We start from the raw sequence: 16,452 nt of genomic DNA on the forward strand, positions 1-16,452 counted from the left end.
CCGATCAGGCGAGGAAGGGCTCACGCCAGAAGTTCAGCGGGGTGCCGATTCCCGCGCGCCGGGCGGCGCGGTACACGTGCGCACCCCAGGCGACGTCCTCGATGGGCAGCCCGCCGAAGCCGAACACGTGGATGCGCTCCTCGTCGGTGCGGCCCGGGCGCGTGCCGGCGACGATCTCGCCGATCTCGGCGATGTCGGCCACGTCGAGCCGCTCTTCGGCGACGAGGTCCATGAGTTGCATCCCCATGAACCCGAACGACTCGTGCGTGGGGAAGGTGTACCCCTTCGCCCATGTTTGGAAGATTCCCCGGCTGTCGAGCACGGCGTGAGCACGCTCGGTGAGAAATTCCGCATCCAGCCGCACGTTCGCCGGCAGGCTCACGAACGCGCCCGGCTTGAGCCAGCGCTCGTCGAGATACGGGTAGTTCGCGCTTCCGGCGGGGCTGACGGTGGCGACGCTGACGATGTCGGCGTTCGCGACGGCATCCGAGACGCTGTTGGCCACCGACACGTCGAGCTGCGGATGCCTCGCCCGCACGCTCGCGAGGTAGCGCTCGAGGCTGGCGGCGGCGCGGCCGACTACCCGCACGCGCTCGAGCCCGGGGCGCACCGCGACGAACGCGTCGAGCGAGGTGCTGTTCATCGCGCCGGGCCCGATGATCGCGACCTCCCGGGCGTTGGCGGCGGCGAGGTACCGCGCCCCCACGCCGGGAACGGCCGCCGTGCGGTACGCGCTCACCAGGTTCCCCGCCATGACAGCGACGGGCGCGCCCGTGTCGGGGTCGTTGAGCACGATCGTGTGGATCGACCGCGGCAGTCCGACCTCCTTGTTCGCGACGTTGGATCCGTACCACTTCACTCCGGTGAAGTGCACGTCGCCGCCGAGGTAGGCGGGCATGGCGGCGAACCGCCGATCGGGGCCGGCCACCGGCATCCGCGGGAACGGCGTCTCGGCGGGAAAGGTGAGGTTGATCCCCTGCGCGTTGGCCTGAGGCCCCGAGAGCCGGTAGTCGCCGACGGCGAACAGCCGCAGCGTCTCGGCCATCACGTCGATGCAGGCGGCGATGTCGGTCACACCGGCGGCCACGGTGTCGGGCTCGCTGAGAAAGAGCAGGTCGATGCGGGTGTCGCTCACGAGCGACTCCTTTCCAGGGGTCGAAGGACGGATGCCGCGGCACGGCATGGTGCGGCATGCCGGCCGTGACGCGACGGCCGGCACACCGAGCGGGTCAGAGCAGGTTGGGTTCGCCGGGCTCGGTCGCGTCGACCGGGTAGTCGTACTTCTCGGCGATCTCGGCGAGTTCGCCCGAGGAACGAATCTCGGCGATGTCGTCGTTGATGGCCTCCACCAGCGCCTCGTTCGACTGGTTGACCGGGAAGTTCGTCTGCCCGATGTCCACGGTCGCCGGGATGCGCTCGTCGGCCTGGATCGGCATGATGCTGGCGCCGTCGACCGGATGCAGGTTGAGCTGCTCGACCGCGGCACCCAGCCCCATGATGACGCCGTCGACGCGGCCCGCCTGGAAGTCGGCCATCGCGGCGTCGCCCGACGGGTAGGTCTTGAGGTTGTCGCCAAGCAGCTCCGCGAGGTTCTCGGCGTTGGTGAGGCCCTGACCGACGCCGATGGTCATCGCGGCGATCTCGTCGGCGGTGTCGGCGCCGGTGGTCGAGATGAGCGACAGCGGAGAGGTGACGACGGGGTCGCTGAGCAGCACGACCTCCTCGCGCGCGGCGGTGCGGTACCAGGAGCCGAGCGTGGTGTCGGCGCGGCCGTTCTGCACCGAGGTGATCATCGCGGCCGACTCGCCGGGCACGACCTCGATCGTGAGGCACTCCATCTCGGCGATGCGGGTCATCACGTCGCCCTCGACCCCGGTCAGCTCGCCGTCCTCGTAGATCGAGAACGGCGCGTAGGGGTACTGCGCGACGGTGAGCACGCCCTCGGTGATGGTGGTCACGTCGGGGTGCGCGGGTGTACAGGACGCGTCGGGCGCGGAGGTAGAGGATGCCTCCTCGGTGCCGGAACATCCGGCGAGCACGGCGGCGGCGGTGACGAGGAGCACGGGGGTGAGAAGGTATGGGGTTCTCATGGGAATTCTCCGAACTGTGAGGAGTGAGGTGAGTGGTGCGGGTGTGGGTGTGGGTGTGGGTCAGGATTCGGCGCTGACCGGCACGGATCCGGCCGGGCGGCGTAGGACGGTCTTGCGCACCGTCATCACGCCGCCGAGTCGCTTCGCCAGCCGGTCGGCGTAGAGCGAGACGGGAACGGTGATCGCGAGGTAGATCACGGCCGCCGCCATGAACACGGACATGTAGCGGAAGTAGATCGAGCCTTCAAGGTTGGCGATGTGCATGATCTCCTCGACCGTGATGACAGTGGCGAGCGAGGTCGCGTGAAACATCGTGATGCCCAGGTTGACCAGTGGCGGGATCGAGACGCGCAGCGCCTGCGGCAGCACGATCAACCGGTACATGTCGGTGCGGTTCATGCTCAGCGCGTAGGCCGCGTCGAACTGTCCGCGCGGCACGGCACCGAGCCCGGTTCGGATGATCTCGGCCGAGTAGGCCGCCGACGACCACACCAGCGCGACGCTGGCCGACAGGAACGCGTCGAAGAGGATGCCGACCGAGGGCAGCCCCCGGTACACGAGCAGCAGCAGCACGAGGATGGGAAGGCCGCGGCCGACCTCGACCACCACGATCGCGAACCAGCGCGCGAGCGCCGACCGGGTCTCGGTCAAAAGGGCGAGCCCGAAGCCGAGCGGGTAGCCGACGCCGACGCTGACCAGCGTCAGCAGCAGCGCCGTGCCCAAGCCCGGAAGGAGGGTGGGGATCCACTGATACCAGTCCCAGAGCCAGGACAACGGCGCGGGTGTGGTCGGAAGGAATGAGCTCATAGGACCGCATACCTCCGAGTGAGCCGAACGTGGATGACGCGCGAGACCACGCCGAGCGGGATGCTGAGGGCGAGATAGATCAGACCCGCGAACAGGAACAGCTCGAGGCCGTGTCCGAGCGACTGTACTTCGAGCCCGGTGACGTAGACGATCTCGGGCACGCCGATGATCGACGCCAGCGCCGAGTCTTTGAGCAGGCCCACGATGTAGGTGGCGGTTGTCGGGCTGACCGCGCGGAACAGCTGGGGGAAGATGATGTCCTTCGCGAGGCTCCACCGACCCAGACTCAGCGCCCAGCCGGCTTCGTACTGGCCCTGCCGGATCGCGGCGAGCCCGCCGCGATAGATCTCGGCCATGGTGGCGATCGCGATGATCCCGAGGGTGAGGACGGCGCTGGCCAGCGCCGGCAGCACGATGCCGAGCTCGGCGAGGCCGAAGAACGCGATGAACAGCCAGACCAGAGCGGGCACGCCGCGCACGACGTGCACGAACACGGTGTAGATGCCGCGCAGGATCGCCGACCGGCTCTGCGCGAGCAGCACGAGCGGTGCGCCGAGCACGATGCCGATGAGCGCCGCGCTCACGGTGAGCAAGAGTGTCGCGCCGGTCGCGGCGGCGATGAGCAGGAACGCCTCGGCCATCAGCGACCCAGTACCGCAGAGAGGAACCGGCGGGTGCGCTCGTGCTCGGGCGCGTCGAAGACCTGCGCGGGCGCACCGCGTTCGATGACCGCGCCCTCCACCATGACGCAGGTCCAGTGCGACACATGCCGGGCGAACTCCATCTCGTGGGTGGCCATCACCATGGTGGTGCCGTCGGCGGCCAGTTCACGCATGACGGCGAGGATCTCGGCCCCGACCTCCGGGTCCAGACCCGAGGTGGGCTCGTCGAACAGCATGAGGTCGGGATCCATCGCGAGCGCCCGCGCGATGCCGATGCGCTGCTGCTGACCCCCCGAGCACTGGCTCGGGTACGCATCGGCCTTGGCTGCGAGGCCCACCCGTTCGAGTTGAGCGAGGGCGCGCGTGCGCGCTTCGTCCTTGGAGCGGCCGAGCACGCGCATCTGGGCGAGCGCGACGTTCTGCACGGCACTCAGGTGCGGGAACAGGTTGAACGATTGGAACACCATGCCGGTGTGGCGGCGGATGGCGAGCACGCGTGCCCGCTTGACCGGGGTGCCGTCGAAGGTCATCGCGGCATCGCCGACGCGCAACGTCCCGCTGTCAGGTGTCTCGAGCACGTTCAGCAGTCGCAACAGCGTGCTCTTGCCGGCGCCGGAGGGGCCGATGAGCGAGATCACCTCGCCCTTGGCGATCGAGAGCGAGACGTCGTCGATCGCGCGATGCTCGCCGAAGCGCTTGACGAGATGTTCGGCCTGCACGAACGAGTGACCGGAGCTGTGCTCCACCTCGATCGCGCGCGTGTCGGTGTGTACCGGATCCATGCGCTTGTCCATCCTTCCTAGCTCCGTGTCGTGCGGTCGAAGAAGCGCATCCAGTTCTCGCCCATGATCAGCGCGACCTCGTCGTCGCTGAAGCCGTGGTCGCGAAGCGCCTGCTCGATGTGGGGGAAATCCTGCGGCCCGGTGATCCAGTCGAGCTTGGCTGCGGGGGCGGGATTGTTGCTGCTGCCGGCGCCGTACTGCCGCTCCTTGGCCCAGCGGCCCTGCCGCATCCAGGTGAGGGCGCGTTCGCCGCCGGTCTGGTCGAAGTCGGTCCCGACTGCGACGTGGTCGATGCCGATGCGGTCGACGGTCCACGCGACCATGTCGGCCCAAGCGGCCGGTGTCGTGTGTTCGCCGACGATGTTCCGGTAGGTGGCAAGACCGAGGATGCCGTGGTTCGCCTTCAGCGCGTCGAGCACCTCGTCGGGCTTGTTCCGCGCATGCGGAGCGAGGCTGTACGGGTTCGCGTGGGTGATCGCGACGGGGGCGTCGGAGGCGTCGATGGCGTCGCGGCTGGTGCGGTCTCCCACGTGGGAGAGGTCGACGACCATCCCGCACCGGTTCATCTCGGCCACGACCGCGCGCCCGAAGCGCGAGAGCCCCGAGTCGGTGGGCTCGTAGCAGGAGCCGCCGATGTCGGACTGGATGTTGTAGGTCAGCTGCCCGACCCTCATCCCCATCTCGGCGAACAGCTCGACGAAGCCCAGCCGATTCTCGAGGAACGAGATGTTCTGACTGCCGAGCACGATGGCGGTGCGACCGGATGCGGCGATCTCGCGGATCTCGTCGGAGGTGGTGGCCAGGGCGACGAGGTCGCTGTTGTCCTCGGCCATCCAGCGCCACTTGACGATCTTGTCCATCGTCTCGACCGCGCCCTCGTACCAGGCGAGGGTCGAGATGAAGCCGCCCACGCCGCCCTCACGCAGCTTCAGCAGGGCCGGGCGCTGGTCGGGCACGTCCCACTCGAACGGGGAGCAGTTCAATCCATCGAAATAGAGCATGTGGGGGGCCTCACTGGGCGCGGCCGGTGGCCGCGAAGAAGTCGGACTGGTTGTCGCTGTCGTCGGGGTCTTCCAGCCCCATGAGCTCCTCGATCGCGAACTGGCTCGTGATCTGCTGGCCGGGCTTGTGGAAGTCCTTGATCGTGGTGCCGGTGTGCTGGCGCGACAAATCGCTGTCGGGGTACATCCCGGCGTGCGCCGGGAAGTACACGCGCCACCACGAGCGCGCCGGCAGCGGGATGCCGTCGCGGATGAACGCTTCGAGCGCGGCGGCGTACCCGCCGTCACCGGCGCCTTTGTCGCGGCGGATGCGCAGCACCACCGTGCCGTCATCGTCGACGTCGGCCTCGGCGGCGACGCCGAGGCGGGCGAGCCCGAGAATCAGTCCGGGCAGTGCGCTGTCGTGCTGCAGGTCGGTGAGCGTGACCTCGGCCGGTTTGTCGGCGGCTAGTGCGCCGAGCAGGCTGAGCAGCACGTGGCCGAGCACGAGCAGGCTCTGCCCGCCGCCGTCGACGGTGGTCGCCGCATCCGTGCGGTTGGTCGTCGGTGCGCTCCAGTGGGAGGTCGATCCGGCCTCAGTCACCACCCCGGCGAGCAGGTCGCCGAAGGCGTCGACGGCGGCGGGGTCGGCCAGCAGCGCCGTGACGAAGAAGTCGCGGGCGGCATGCCAAGAGCCTGCCGGCAGGTTGAGCGCCTGCATGGCGCGACCCGCGACCAGGCGGGCCTCGCGGTACTTGAGCACGAGATGCTCGCCCGCCGGGAACTCTGGTGCCACGAGCAGGGTCTCGCTCGGCTTGATCTCGATGACCGGCGGCGCCGTTGGGATGTCGGCGAGCGCGTCGAGGACGGGGGCGGGCGTCGTCTGGCGGCGCACCCACCACCAGGCCGAGGCATCCGCCGTGGCAAGTTCTTCCCGGTAGGGCGCACCCTCGAAGATGAGGCCGCGGATGACGCGGTTGAGGTAGTCCTCGGTGCGGTCGAGCCCGTGCACAAAGGAGTTCATGAGGCGCACGACCCAGGCCGGCACGAAGTCTGTGTCGTGCGGGTCGGCGTGTGGCACCGCGTAGGGGGCGTCGGCGAGCGAGAGCACGAGCTCGGTGATCTGCATCAGGTCGGGCCGCTCGCTCAGCAGGAACCCCAGAGGTTCGTCGGCGGGGCGCTCGGTCAGCAGTGCGCGCAGCGCCCGGAGCGCGCCGGGGTAGTCGGCAATCACCTCGTGGGCTCCGGGCACCTCCTCGCGCGGCCCGGAGCGGGGCTCTTCGGCGGCGCGGGACTGGTACCAGACGCGGTCACGGTTCCGCTCGTCGTTCAGCGGGAGCTCGAGCGCCCAGCCGAAGCGCGTGTCAATCAGCTCGGCGACCCGCGCGACGGGCAGGGCCGGATCCAACGTGAGCGTTTCGTCGAACACGAGCTTCTCGGCGACGAGGCGGTCGCAGTACTCGGGGATCAGCTCGAGCAGCAGCGAGTTCAGCGACGCTTCGGCGTCGGGGCTCACCCGGCCGCGGATGTAGCGGTGCACGGCGGCCAGCGGGGTCTCATCGCCGTCGGTGACGATGTCGCCGCGGCGGGCGGCGCGCACGACGGTGCGGATGCGGCGCAGATCCGCCGCGTGTTCGCGGGCGCCTGTAAACACGCGGTACTGCGTCGTCTCGGTGGCGCGGTATGCGATGGCGCGGTCGATGAGCTCTTCGAGGCGGTCGAAGCGCGCGTCGCCTGGGGCGATGGGCGCGGTGAGCACGTGCTCCAGCGCCTCGAGGTAGGCGAGGGCGTACGCGTTGATGAGCAGCGGGCGGTTGTAGACGAACATGACCAACCCCAGCGCCGACCCGTTGCCCACGCCGATGGCCCGCTTGGATTCGATCGACAGGCGCACCGCCCCGGCGGGGTTGTCGAGTCGCGCGAGTTCCTGCACGAGGTCGACGGCGAGTTCGCGCATGAGGTAGGCGGCGAGCATCTGGGCGAAGTACGAGGTGGCGAGCGGGTGGCCGGCGGGGATCGCCTTGAAGCTGGTGGTGCCGAAGGTGCCGTTGCCGTCGAGGCCGGTGTTGCGCATGAGGTAGCCGACCTTACGGATGGCGGCGAGGTCGGGCTGACGGCCGTCGGCGAGGGATCGGCGCACGTGCTCGAAGATGCGCAACGACTGGTTGGAGCGGAACCAGACGAGGGTGCCGACCGGTGCGCGACCCTCGTAGAGCTTGTCGATCTCGGTCTCGGTGGCGTGCACCTGAGCATCGTCGGCGATGCCGTCGATGAGCGAGCCGATCATGTCCCAGCTGGTGCCGATGATGCGCGAGGTGCGGTTGCCGCCGGCGGGCTCGCGCAGGAACGCGAGGAAGGTGACGGCGCCCTGCGGGGTGATGACGGTGTAGCGAGCGCGGCCGTTGCCCGCGCGGTCGACCTCGAGCTGGTCCTGTTCGATGCGCCATCCGTCGCGCACCATGGTTGCGATGAACGCGCGGGAGGCGCTGAGCCGGGTCGGCTGCAGCGCGCCGAGGCGGCGGGGGTCCATGAAGCGATCGGGGTCTGCGATCTCAGCGATGGCGGGGAAAGTTCGCATGGTGCAGGGCCTTTCATCGTCAAACAGTGTTTGACGGGCATATGCTATTGTTTGACACACACCACCATACGAAGCTGCTGATCGCCAGAACATGCCCGAAACCGCCTTTTCACGGCAAAGTTACATACGCGAAACACGCAGACGACATCGGCCGAAGAAGGAGACGCGACGATGGCCGGAACGCCGATCCTGCAGACAGCACTGAAAACGATCGAGGTCTTGGAGGTCTTGAGCCGCTTTGGCGCGCAGCCCGCGTCCCTGGGGAGCATTGCCGAGGCACTGGGCTGGAGCCGTGCGGCGACGCACCAGTATCTGACGAGCCTCAGCCGAACCGGGTGGGTGGAGCAGGATCAGGAGCGCCGGTACCGTCCGGGCAGCGGCGCGGTGCTGTTCGCCCGGTCGATCGTCGAGCTCGACTTCCTGCCACATCCGATCACCGACGCGATGGACGAGCTCGTCGACGTGCTAAAGGAGCCGATCTCGTTCGCGGTGCTGCACGGCGAGGAGGCGGTGATCATCGAGCGGCGCGAGCCCCGGCGCTCGCTGATCCATCGCAACCCGGAGCGCTACCTCTCTCTCGTGTCCGCATCGGGGCAGGTGTTGCTGGCCTACGACCGGCGGGCGCAGGCGCTACGGACGCCCCAGCACGAGCAACTCATCGCCGAGGTCGAGCGCACCGGGCACGGCGAGGTGCGCAACAAGTCGTGGATGGGCGATGACGTCGAAGCGATCGCCGTGCCCGTGATGCGCGGCGACTGGTGCCTCGGGGCGCTCAGCGTGATCGCACCTGCCGGGCGGATGTCGCTCCCCGACGCCGCGGCCGAGCTCAAGAGTTCCGCGGCCCGCATCGAGCAGGCGCTCACCGACCCCACCCCTTGACCTCCCGGAGCCTTACGGGGGCTGAAACGTTGCTTTCTCCACTTGGTGCTGATCAACCCCGCCAAGAACCGCGCCAAGCGGAGCCTGAACCGCAACACCTTCCGCGGACAGTCGGCCGAGCAGTCCTCCCCGCGGGCGCACGCAATCCCGGACATGAAGACCCTCAACCGGCTCGCCAGGGCGTGCGGCAAGGTGCACCAGTCCTACAGCGACTTCGTGATGCTCGCCGCCCTGCTCGCCGCACGGTCCTCGGAGGTGTCCGGGCTCCAGGTCGGGGACGTTGAGTTCGGCAAGAACCTCGTCGTGATCCGGCGGCAGGTCTTCCCCGGCAAGGGCGGCTTGGTGACCAAGCCGACCAAGAGCCGCAAAGAGCGCCGGGTGCCGATCCTGGAACCTCTCCGTCCGGTATTGGAACGCCTCACCGCAGGCAAGCAGCCAGACGATTCCCTGCTGGTCGGCCCGAAAGGCGGTTACCTCACCACCGCGACCGTCCGCGACGCCACCAACTGGGACGGCATCGTCGCGAAGCTCGGACTGCCCGACCTCACCCGACATGGCCTTCGCCACACCGGGGCCACCTGGATGGCCGACGCCGGCATCCCGCTGCACGTCCTCCAAGACATCCTCGGCCACGCCTCGATGGAAACCACCCGCGGCTACCTCCACCCCGACGACCGCCACCTCGCCTCCGCCGCCGAGCAGGCCAACGCCTTCCTCTCCGCGGCCGGCCAGCGGCCAGGAGCCTGTGATGCGTTCCGAGGTCGAGGGAATGCTGTCGGAAGCGTTCTGGTCCCCTTTTAGTCCCCTTATCCACGGGAAGCGGGTTCGAGGCGGTCCAACCACCCACAGGCGGTCGTCCCGCACTACGCCGGGGGGACCAGAGGGGGACCACAGAAGACGACCCTTGGACATGATGAAGCCCCGGTGAGAAACCTACTCTCACCAGGGCTTTTACGTCGGGCTGACAGGATTTGAACCTGCGACCCCCTGACCCCCAGTCAGGTGCGCTACCAAGCTGCGCCACAGCCCGTGGCATTCATTTTCAGTTGTTCGGGCCGACCAAAGCGGGGTAGACCCCTTATCCCCCAGTCAAGTGCGCTACCAAGCTGCGCCACATCCCGTTGTTTAGTTTTCGAGCCATCTTGCCGCTCCAACTCACCTGACCCCCAGTCAAGTGCGCTACCGAGCTGCGCCACAGCCCGTTGCCGTGAGGACAACTCGTCCATCGTAGCGGACTCCGCGGCTCGCGCACGACACGAGGGCCACCGTCCCGCTCACCCGCGATCCTCGTCGCAACTGCGTACGCAACGGACAACCGCGGGTGAGATTACGGCCGCGGTTGTCCGTTGCGTGCGCAAATGCCGAGGAGGGGAGGCCGCCGGGTCGGCGGGCGATGTAGCCGCCGTCGACGAGCTCGGCGCCCCTCATGAAGGAGGCGTCGTCGCTCGTGAGGAAGGCGATGGCCGCCGCGATCTCCTCGGGCTGGCCGATGTGACCCATCGGCGTCGTGTCGACGAGCATCGAGCGGTCGGGGTCGCCGAGGATCGGGGGGTCGATGAAGCCGGGGTGTACCGAGTGGACGCGCACGCCCTTCGTCGCCCAGCCGAGGGCGGTGTTCTTCGTGAGAGTGCGCACGGCGCCCTTCGCGCCGCGTAGCCGGGCCCGCCTCCGAAGCCGCCCACGATGCCGAACATCGAGGAGACGTTCACGACCGCTCCTCCGCCGTCGGCGTGGAGCGCAGCGCTCGCGGCCTCCTGCCCGAGGAACGCGCCCGTCGAGGTGATCGAGATGACCCTCTCGTAGCCCTCGAGAGTCGTGTCCTCGATGGGGTGGAGATCACCCTCTTCCGCGCACTCATGCCCGCGCGGTGGCCGCTCTCCTGACCGCAGCTGCGCGTCCGTTCAGGGGCACGCTTCAGTTCCGCCCAGCATCAGCCCCGGGCCTCCGACCCGTACACGCGCGACGTCGCGTCGAGTGAGCCGAGCATCTTGAGCGCATGATCGCTCGGCGACCCCGGCTCCGCCCGATACACGATGAGCTGCTGGCCGGGAGCGCTTCGCACATCGAAGGCGTTGAACTCGAGGGTCATCGGCCCGACGTCCGAGTGCACGAACGTCTTCGCCTCACGCGTCTTCCCGCGCGCATCGTTCCCGGACCACAGATCCGCGAACGCCCCGCTTCCCGCCGCGAGCTCGTCGACGAGCACCAGTGTCGCGGCGTCGTGTGCGTCGAAGCCGAGGGCGAGCCGGAGGTTCGCGACGCTCGACTCCGCCGAACGACGCCAATCCGCGAAGAAGACCGCGCCCACCGGGTCGAGGAAGATCATCCGCGCCAGATTGTCCACCCGCTCGAAGTCCGAGTAGAGGGCTCCGGCCAGGGCGTTGCACGCCAGGATGTCGAGACGCCGATTGAACACGAAAGCGGGTGTGTCCGGCCACGCGTCCATCACCGCGAGCAGCGACGGGTCGACACGCTCCGTCCCGGGAGCCGGCGCCGTCGAACCCGGTGCGACGTCCGCGAGACGCAAGAGGTGACCGCGCGCATCCTCGTCGAGGTCGAGAGCGCGGCAGAGGGCGTCGAGCACCGAGAGCGAGGGGTGGCGTTCACGTCCTTGCTCGAGCCGGGCGTAGTAGTCGACACTCACGCCGGCGAGGAGCGCCACCTCTTCGCGCCGCAGCCCGGGTACGCGTCGGACTCCGCTCCAGCGCACACCCACGTCGTCCGGAGCGAGAGCAGCGCGGCGTGCGGTGAGGAAAGCGCCCAGGTCACTCGTCGTCATGGCCCCAGTCTGCCGTGCACATCGCAACCGAGGCAGGGTGGGCCGCACCCTGCCATGCGGACAGGAGTCCCGCGCGCGAGCGAGGCATCGCGGTTCCTCCCGCGTCGCCGGCCGCCGGGGTGCATCGCGGCCTGTCTGTCGGCGTGCCCCTCTCGCAGTCTTGGTCACGGCCCCCGACTCCGGGGACCGGAAAGGGAACCCATCATGTCGAACACATTCACTCCGGAGCTCCTCGAGCGGATCATGGAGAACTCCACGGACTACACCCAACCGCTCCTCTTCACTCGAGCGCGGATCCACCTCTTCGACTCGCTCGTCGGGGACATGGAGTCCGGCGACATCCTCCTCGGCCCGGGCTTCATCGTCGGAACGGGACCGGGGATCGAGACGGCCGCGGGAGACGACAACGCCCTCGTCATCGACTGCACCGGGATGGTCATCGTGCCGGTGATCGTCGACGCGCGCGCCGCCCTCGGGCTCAACGCCGAGCGCTCCTCGGACCTGGGGTCGCTCTGGCCGGGGAACGCGGCGAACTTCGCCGTGGTGCCCGCCGAGCTCGCTCCCGACGCCGCGTCAGCGGTCGCACTCATCCTCGGACAGCCCGAGTCCGTCGCGGCGATCGTCGTCGACGGCGCCGTCGTGCACTGGAACGGCGAGTGCACTACTGCGGCTCCGACGCGACCCGATACGTCGCGGTCGGGAGTCGTCGCCCCCTCGGCGAGCCCCTACGTCGGCATGTGGATCGACGAGGACGATTTCCTCTACCAGGAACTCACCGCCGACGGCCGGTACGACGAGACTCGCGGCGGGCGGCCCCACGCCTTCCAGGGCTCGTTCTGGATCGACGGGGACCGCATCGACTACCTCGATGACCTCGGATTCTGGGCCTTCGGGGAGTTCATCGACGGCGTCCTGCACCACGGTCCGTACATCCTCCACCGCCGCTGAGACCGGGCAGCGCGACAGGCCGAGCGCTACGTGATTCGCCGACCGCTACACGAACAGCTGTGGCGGTCGGCGAAGCGCGTAGCGCTCCCCGAACGGAGGCGGCCGGCCGGGCGATCGCCGGGCGAAACTGCGAGGGGAAAGTCGCGGATCAGTAGCCGCTGAGCTCGAGCAGGACGCGGGGGCCGGTGAAGCCGGCTCCCATCCGCTCGACGCGGTCGGAAAGGCCACGATCCGCGGTCACGACGACGACGTGCTCGGCACCCGCGTCGAATGCGCGCTCGACCTGCTCGACGACGGCGTCGTCGCCGCTGCCCTCTGCGCGCGCGACCGTGACGCCGGACGTATCGGGCCCAGTCGCGTCCCGCCCCTCCCCCTCGAGGACGACCACGAACTCCGGCCACCACCACGACTCGGGCAGATCGAATGCGGGAGCGGGAACGCCTTCCGCAGCGAGTGGCGCGACGGCGGCGATGAGCCGCTCCGCGGCGCCCGCCCGATCCTTCCACCAGCCGTCGGGTCGCGATCCCACGACGTTCGCGGCGTCGACAATCACGACGGCCCGTCGCGTGAGCGACTCCCGGAGCGCCGGCCACGCCGCCTCGAATCCCGGGTGGAGGGGCAGCGCGTCGACATCGGCGAGCGCCACCCACTTGAGTTCGATGCTCTCAGGGTCCGTCGCGCGCGCATCGAACGGTTCGAGCACGTCGACGAGCACCGTCGCGTACGACCAGTACCCCAGGTCGAGAACGCTCGCGAACCGGGGCCGCACCGCTCCGTCGGGGACTCCGGCCTCCTCGGTCGCCTCTCGCAGGGCCCCCTCGAGCGCCGACTCGCCCTGATGGCGCGCGCCGCCCGGAAGTCCCCACGTCCCGCCGAAGTGAGACCACACGGCCCGGTGCTGCAGGAGGATGCCGCGCTCGGGGTCGAGCGCGAGGAGACCGGCCGCTCCGAAGAGACCCCAGAACCGTCGCCCGTCGGGCCCCTCGACCCAGCCATCGCCGCTGTCGGAGGAACCGCGCCGCGGCGGACTGTCTACTGGACCGGATACCATCCGTGTCAGTTTTTCATGAATACGCCCGCGCCGCTCACCCGATGTCCGCGCATGACGAGCCGCAACCCCTCGCCGCGGCGGGCGATCCGCGAGAGGGTCGAAGGAACCGCCGTCCCCGACCCCTTGGAGCGCCGAGCATGACGACGTACGGATTCCACTGTTCCCACGAGGAGATCGGCCCGCGGGCGATGCTCGACTGGGCCAAGAAGGCCGAACAGGCCGGCTTCACCGCCGCGATGTGCTCCGACCACCTCGCCCCCTGGAGCGAGCGGCAAGGGGAATCGGGCTTCGCCTGGTCGTGGCTCGGCGCCGCCCTCGAGAGCACCGATATGAGCTTCGGCGTCGTGAACGCGCCGGGACAGCGCTACCACCCCGTCATCATCGCCCAGGCGATCGCGACCCTCGGTCAGATGTACCCGGGCCGGTTCTGGACGGCTCTCGGCAGCGGCGAGGCCATGAACGAGCACGTCACCGGCGACCGCTGGCCGTCGAAGCCCGAGCGCAACGAGCGGCTGCTCGAGTGCGTCACGATCATCCGGGCGCTGCTCCGCGGCGAGGAGGTCTCGCACCGCGGCCACGTCACCGTGGACCGAGCGCGCGTCTGGTCCCTCCCCGAAGTCCAGCCGCTCCTCATCGGCACCGCGGTCACGCACCAGACGTCCGGGTGGGTCGCCTCATGGGCCGACGGCATGGCGACGATCGCCCAGCCCGAGGAGAAGCTCAAGCAGGTCATCGGTGCCTACCGCGAGAACGGCGGCACCGGCGAGGTCACGGTGCAGACACACTTGAGCGTCGCACCCACACACGACGCCGCGCTCGCCGAGGCGTACGACCAGTGGGCGTCGAACATCTTCAACCCGCCCGTCTGCTGGGACCTCGAGACACCCGAGGCGTTCGACGAGGTATCGCGCTACGTGACGCCCGACGACGTCGCGAAGTCCGTCTTCATCACCGCCGAGCCGGGCCCGCTCCTCGAGCACCTCGCGATGCTCGAGAGCTGCGGCGCGGACCGCATCTACCTCCACAACGTCGGCACCGAGCACGCCCACTTCCTGGAGATGATGTCGAACGACGTCTTCCCGAACCTGAACGTGGAGGTGACCGCATGAAGGTCACGGACACGAGCGACCTGTGGTGGAAGACCGCGGTCGTCTACAACCTCGACGTCGAAACCTACCTCGACTGGAACGACGACGGCGTCGGCGACTTCGAAGGGCTCGCCCATCGCATCGACTATCTCGCGGAGCTCGGTGTCACGTGCCTCTGGCTCGCCCCCTTCTACCCGTCGCCCCAGAAGGACAACGGCTACGACATCACCGACTACTACGGCGTCGACCCGCGCTACGGACATCTCGGAGACGTCGTCGAGGTGTTCCGGACGGCGAAGGACCGCGGGATCCGCATCATCGTCGACCTCGTCGTCAACCACACCTCCGACCAGCACCCGTGGTTCAGGGAGGCGCTCAAGGGGAAGGACAACCCGTATCGCGACTACTACCGCTGGCGCGATACCCCACCCAAGAATCAGAAGGAGAATGCCTTCCCCGATACCGAGGACGGCACGTGGTTCCTCGACGAGAAGTCGGGCCAGTACTATCGCCACTCCTTCTACCGGCACCAGCCCGACCTCAACACCGCGAACCCGGTGGTGCGCGACGAGATCGCGAAGATCATCGGCTTCTGGTTCCAACTGGGCGTCGACGGATTCCGTGTCGATGCAGTGCCTTACCTGCTCGACGACGACACCCCCGACGACCCGTACGACTTCCTGCGAACGGTCCGCCGCTACGTGGGTCGCCGCAGCGGCACCGGAATGCTCCTGGGCGAAGTCAATCTGCCGCACCATGAGCAGTTCGGCTTCTTCGGCGCCGAGGACGGTGACGGGCTCACGATGCAGTTCGACTTCGTCACGAACCAGGCGCTCTACCTCGCGCTCGCTCGCGAGGACGCCCGCCCGATCGCGACGTCACTGCAGTCCCGCCCGGTCCTCGCATCCAGCAATCAGTGGGGCAACTTCGTGCGTAATCACGACGAGCTGAACCTCAACCAGCTGAGTGAGGAGGAACGTCAGTTCGTCTTCGAGAAGTTCGCTCCCGAGGAATCGATGCGACTCCACGGGCGCGGCATCCGGCGCCGTCTCCCCCCGCTCATCGACAGCGACCCACGCCGCCTCGCGATGGTCTACAGCCTCATCTTCTCCTTGCCGGGCGCGCCCGTGCTGTATTACGGCGAGGAGATCGGGATGGGTGAGAACCTCGACCTCTCGGGCCGCGAGTCGGTGCGCTCCCCCATGCAGTGGTCCGATCAGGAGAACGGTGGGTTCTCGTCCGCACCGAAGCGGAAGCTCGTCACGGCGGTCACCGAGGGCGGCTTCGGCCCCGAGTATGTCAACGCCGCGCAACAGCGTCATGCCGACTCGTCCCTCTTCACGTTCATCCGCACGCTCGTCCAGGCGTATCGGAACTCGCCGGAGATCGGCTGGGGTGAGTTCGCGCTGCTCGAGCAGCCGCACGACGCGGTGCTCGCTCACTCGTTGCGCACGGACACGGGGCACCTCGTCGCCCTGCACAACCTCGGCTCCGAGGCGCACACTGTTCCGATCACCCTGGAGCGGATCGAGCCGGAGTCCCGCGTCGTCGACCTGTTCCACGACCATGTCCTCCAGCCCGACGGGAAGGGCCAGCTCGAGGTGCCGCTCGACGGTTACGGTCACCGGTGGTTCCGCGTCGTCCGCCCGGGCGACAAGCGCCTCACATAGTCCTCGTCAGCCCCGATTGCGTACGCAACGGGTGTCATCGCACCCGCCGATGTCCGTTGCGTACGCAAATGGGCGAAGGGGGTGGCGCGGGGTGAGAGCGGTCAGGCGGTGAAGACGCCCGCGAGGGTGCGCTTTCCG

General features: G+C 68.7%; 15 protein-coding genes, 1 tRNA gene and 1 pseudogene. 5 read left to right on the top strand and 12 right to left on the bottom strand.

All coding sequences use genetic code 11. From position 1 onward, the window contains the following. Positions 1-4: 4 nt before the first annotated feature. The 7 genes from ELQ92_RS16065 to ELQ92_RS16405 all read right to left on the bottom strand — a co-directional run bounded on the left by ELQ92_RS16065 (position 5) and on the right by ELQ92_RS16405 (position 7,992). Complete coding sequence (locus tag ELQ92_RS16065; RefSeq protein ID WP_243695085.1) at positions 5-1,135, bottom strand: tyramine oxidase subunit B; 1,131 nt, start codon at positions 1,133-1,135, stop codon at positions 5-7. A gap of 94 nt (positions 1,136-1,229) precedes the next feature. After that, a complete protein-coding gene (locus tag ELQ92_RS16070) occupies positions 1,230-2,090 on the bottom strand; it encodes a substrate-binding periplasmic protein (protein ID WP_128496371.1) in 861 nt (286 codons plus the stop codon). Between the two features lie 60 nt (positions 2,091-2,150). Further along, positions 2,151-2,897, bottom strand: a complete 747-nt coding sequence (locus ELQ92_RS16075) for an amino acid ABC transporter permease (RefSeq protein ID WP_128496372.1) — start codon at positions 2,895-2,897, stop codon at positions 2,151-2,153. Beyond that, positions 2,894-3,538, bottom strand: a complete 645-nt coding sequence (locus ELQ92_RS16080; RefSeq protein ID WP_128496373.1) for an amino acid ABC transporter permease — start codon at positions 3,536-3,538, stop codon at positions 2,894-2,896. Before ELQ92_RS16080 ends, ELQ92_RS16075 begins: the two co-directional genes overlap by 4 nt. Then, positions 3,538-4,341: an amino acid ABC transporter ATP-binding protein gene (locus ELQ92_RS16085; RefSeq protein WP_208004422.1), complete on the bottom strand. Its 804-nt coding sequence runs from the start codon at positions 4,339-4,341 to the stop codon at positions 3,538-3,540. The genes ELQ92_RS16080 and ELQ92_RS16085 overlap by 1 nt, the downstream gene beginning before the upstream one ends. A gap of 17 nt (positions 4,342-4,358) precedes the next feature. Continuing rightward, positions 4,359-5,342 carry a dipeptidase gene (locus ELQ92_RS16090; protein WP_166409142.1) on the bottom strand — a complete coding sequence of 328 codons (984 nt, stop codon included), beginning with the start codon at positions 5,340-5,342 and terminating at the stop codon, positions 4,359-4,361. Between the two features lie 10 nt (positions 5,343-5,352). Continuing rightward, positions 5,353-7,992: a hypothetical protein gene (locus ELQ92_RS16405; protein WP_166426830.1), complete on the bottom strand. Its 2,640-nt coding sequence runs from the start codon at positions 7,990-7,992 to the stop codon at positions 5,353-5,355. 78 nt (positions 7,993-8,070) lie between these two features. Between ELQ92_RS16405 and ELQ92_RS16095 the strand changes: the two genes are divergently transcribed. Beyond that, complete coding sequence (locus tag ELQ92_RS16095; protein WP_128496375.1) at positions 8,071-8,778, top strand: IclR family transcriptional regulator; 708 nt, start codon at positions 8,071-8,073, stop codon at positions 8,776-8,778. 45 nt (positions 8,779-8,823) lie between these two features. Continuing rightward, on the top strand, positions 8,824-9,579 hold the full coding sequence (locus tag ELQ92_RS16100) for a tyrosine-type recombinase/integrase (RefSeq protein ID WP_243695087.1): 756 nt from the start codon (positions 8,824-8,826) through the stop codon (positions 9,577-9,579). 155 nt (positions 9,580-9,734) lie between these two features. Here ELQ92_RS16100 and ELQ92_RS16105 read toward each other — a convergent pair. The 4 genes and pseudogenes from ELQ92_RS16105 to ELQ92_RS16115 form a co-directional block, all read right to left on the bottom strand. After that, positions 9,735-9,808: transfer RNA gene (locus ELQ92_RS16105), tRNA-Pro, on the bottom strand. A gap of 149 nt (positions 9,809-9,957) precedes the next feature. Next, complete coding sequence (locus ELQ92_RS16675; RefSeq protein WP_243695086.1) at positions 9,958-10,413, bottom strand: SDR family oxidoreductase; 456 nt, start codon at positions 10,411-10,413, stop codon at positions 9,958-9,960. Positions 10,414-10,484: 71 nt separating this feature from the next. Continuing rightward, positions 10,485-10,667 (bottom strand): annotated as a pseudogene (locus ELQ92_RS16830) (hypothetical protein); the annotation flags it as partial. Positions 10,668-10,708: 41 nt separating this feature from the next. After that, a complete protein-coding gene (locus tag ELQ92_RS16115) occupies positions 10,709-11,557 on the bottom strand; it encodes a helix-turn-helix domain-containing protein (protein WP_128500316.1) in 849 nt (282 codons plus the stop codon). A 204-nt stretch (positions 11,558-11,761) separates the two neighbouring features. On the opposite strand from ELQ92_RS16115, the gene ELQ92_RS16120 reads away from it, so the two are divergent. Further along, on the top strand, positions 11,762-12,505 hold the full coding sequence (locus tag ELQ92_RS16120; protein ID WP_128500317.1) for an Atu4866 domain-containing protein: 744 nt from the start codon (positions 11,762-11,764) through the stop codon (positions 12,503-12,505). Positions 12,506-12,653: 148 nt separating this feature from the next. Here the strand turns inward: ELQ92_RS16120 and ELQ92_RS16125 are convergent, their stop codons facing one another. Beyond that, positions 12,654-13,556 carry an NUDIX domain-containing protein gene (locus tag ELQ92_RS16125; protein ID WP_128496378.1) on the bottom strand — a complete coding sequence of 301 codons (903 nt, stop codon included), beginning with the start codon at positions 13,554-13,556 and terminating at the stop codon, positions 12,654-12,656. 137 nt (positions 13,557-13,693) lie between these two features. Here ELQ92_RS16125 and ELQ92_RS16130 point away from each other — a divergent pair, with 137 nt between their 5' ends. Continuing rightward, positions 13,694-14,665, top strand: coding sequence for a TIGR03885 family FMN-dependent LLM class oxidoreductase (locus ELQ92_RS16130; RefSeq protein WP_128500318.1), 972 nt, complete (start codon positions 13,694-13,696; stop codon positions 14,663-14,665). Then, a complete protein-coding gene (locus ELQ92_RS16135; protein WP_128496380.1) occupies positions 14,662-16,314 on the top strand; it encodes an alpha-amylase family protein in 1,653 nt (550 codons plus the stop codon). Before ELQ92_RS16130 ends, ELQ92_RS16135 begins: the two co-directional genes overlap by 4 nt. The last annotated feature ends 138 nt before the right edge of the window (positions 16,315-16,452 follow it).

The sequence above is a fragment of the Labedella populi genome, from assembly GCF_004078655.1.
GTDB lineage: Bacteria > Actinomycetota > Actinomycetes > Actinomycetales > Microbacteriaceae > Labedella > Labedella populi.

Bases quoted from the DNA above. Each gene is read 5' to 3' on its own strand.
- ELQ92_RS16070 (WP_128496371.1), bottom strand. From the start codon at position 2,090: ATGAGAACCCCATACCTTCTCACCCCCGTGCTCCTCGTCACCGCCGCC.
- ELQ92_RS16075 (WP_128496372.1), bottom strand. From the start codon at position 2,897: ATGAGCTCATTCCTTCCGACCACACCCGCGCCGTTGTCCTGGCTCTGG.
- ELQ92_RS16080 (WP_128496373.1), bottom strand. From the start codon at position 3,538: ATGGCCGAGGCGTTCCTGCTCATCGCCGCCGCGACCGGCGCGACACTC.
- ELQ92_RS16085 (WP_208004422.1), bottom strand. From the start codon at position 4,341: ATGGATCCGGTACACACCGACACGCGCGCGATCGAGGTGGAGCACAGC.
- ELQ92_RS16090 (WP_166409142.1), bottom strand. From the start codon at position 5,342: ATGCTCTATTTCGATGGATTGAACTGCTCCCCGTTCGAGTGGGACGTG.
- ELQ92_RS16405 (WP_166426830.1), bottom strand. From the start codon at position 7,992: ATGTTCTGGCGATCAGCAGCTTCGTATGGTGGTGTGTGTCAAACAATA.
- ELQ92_RS16095 (WP_128496375.1), top strand. From the start codon at position 8,071: ATGGCCGGAACGCCGATCCTGCAGACAGCACTGAAAACGATCGAGGTC.
- ELQ92_RS16115 (WP_128500316.1), bottom strand. From the start codon at position 11,557: ATGACGACGAGTGACCTGGGCGCTTTCCTCACCGCACGCCGCGCTGCT.
- ELQ92_RS16120 (WP_128500317.1), top strand. From the start codon at position 11,762: ATGTCGAACACATTCACTCCGGAGCTCCTCGAGCGGATCATGGAGAAC.
- ELQ92_RS16125 (WP_128496378.1), bottom strand. From the start codon at position 13,556: ATGGTATCCGGTCCAGTAGACAGTCCGCCGCGGCGCGGTTCCTCCGAC.
- ELQ92_RS16130 (WP_128500318.1), top strand. From the start codon at position 13,694: ATGACGACGTACGGATTCCACTGTTCCCACGAGGAGATCGGCCCGCGG.
- ELQ92_RS16135 (WP_128496380.1), top strand. From the start codon at position 14,662: ATGAAGGTCACGGACACGAGCGACCTGTGGTGGAAGACCGCGGTCGTC.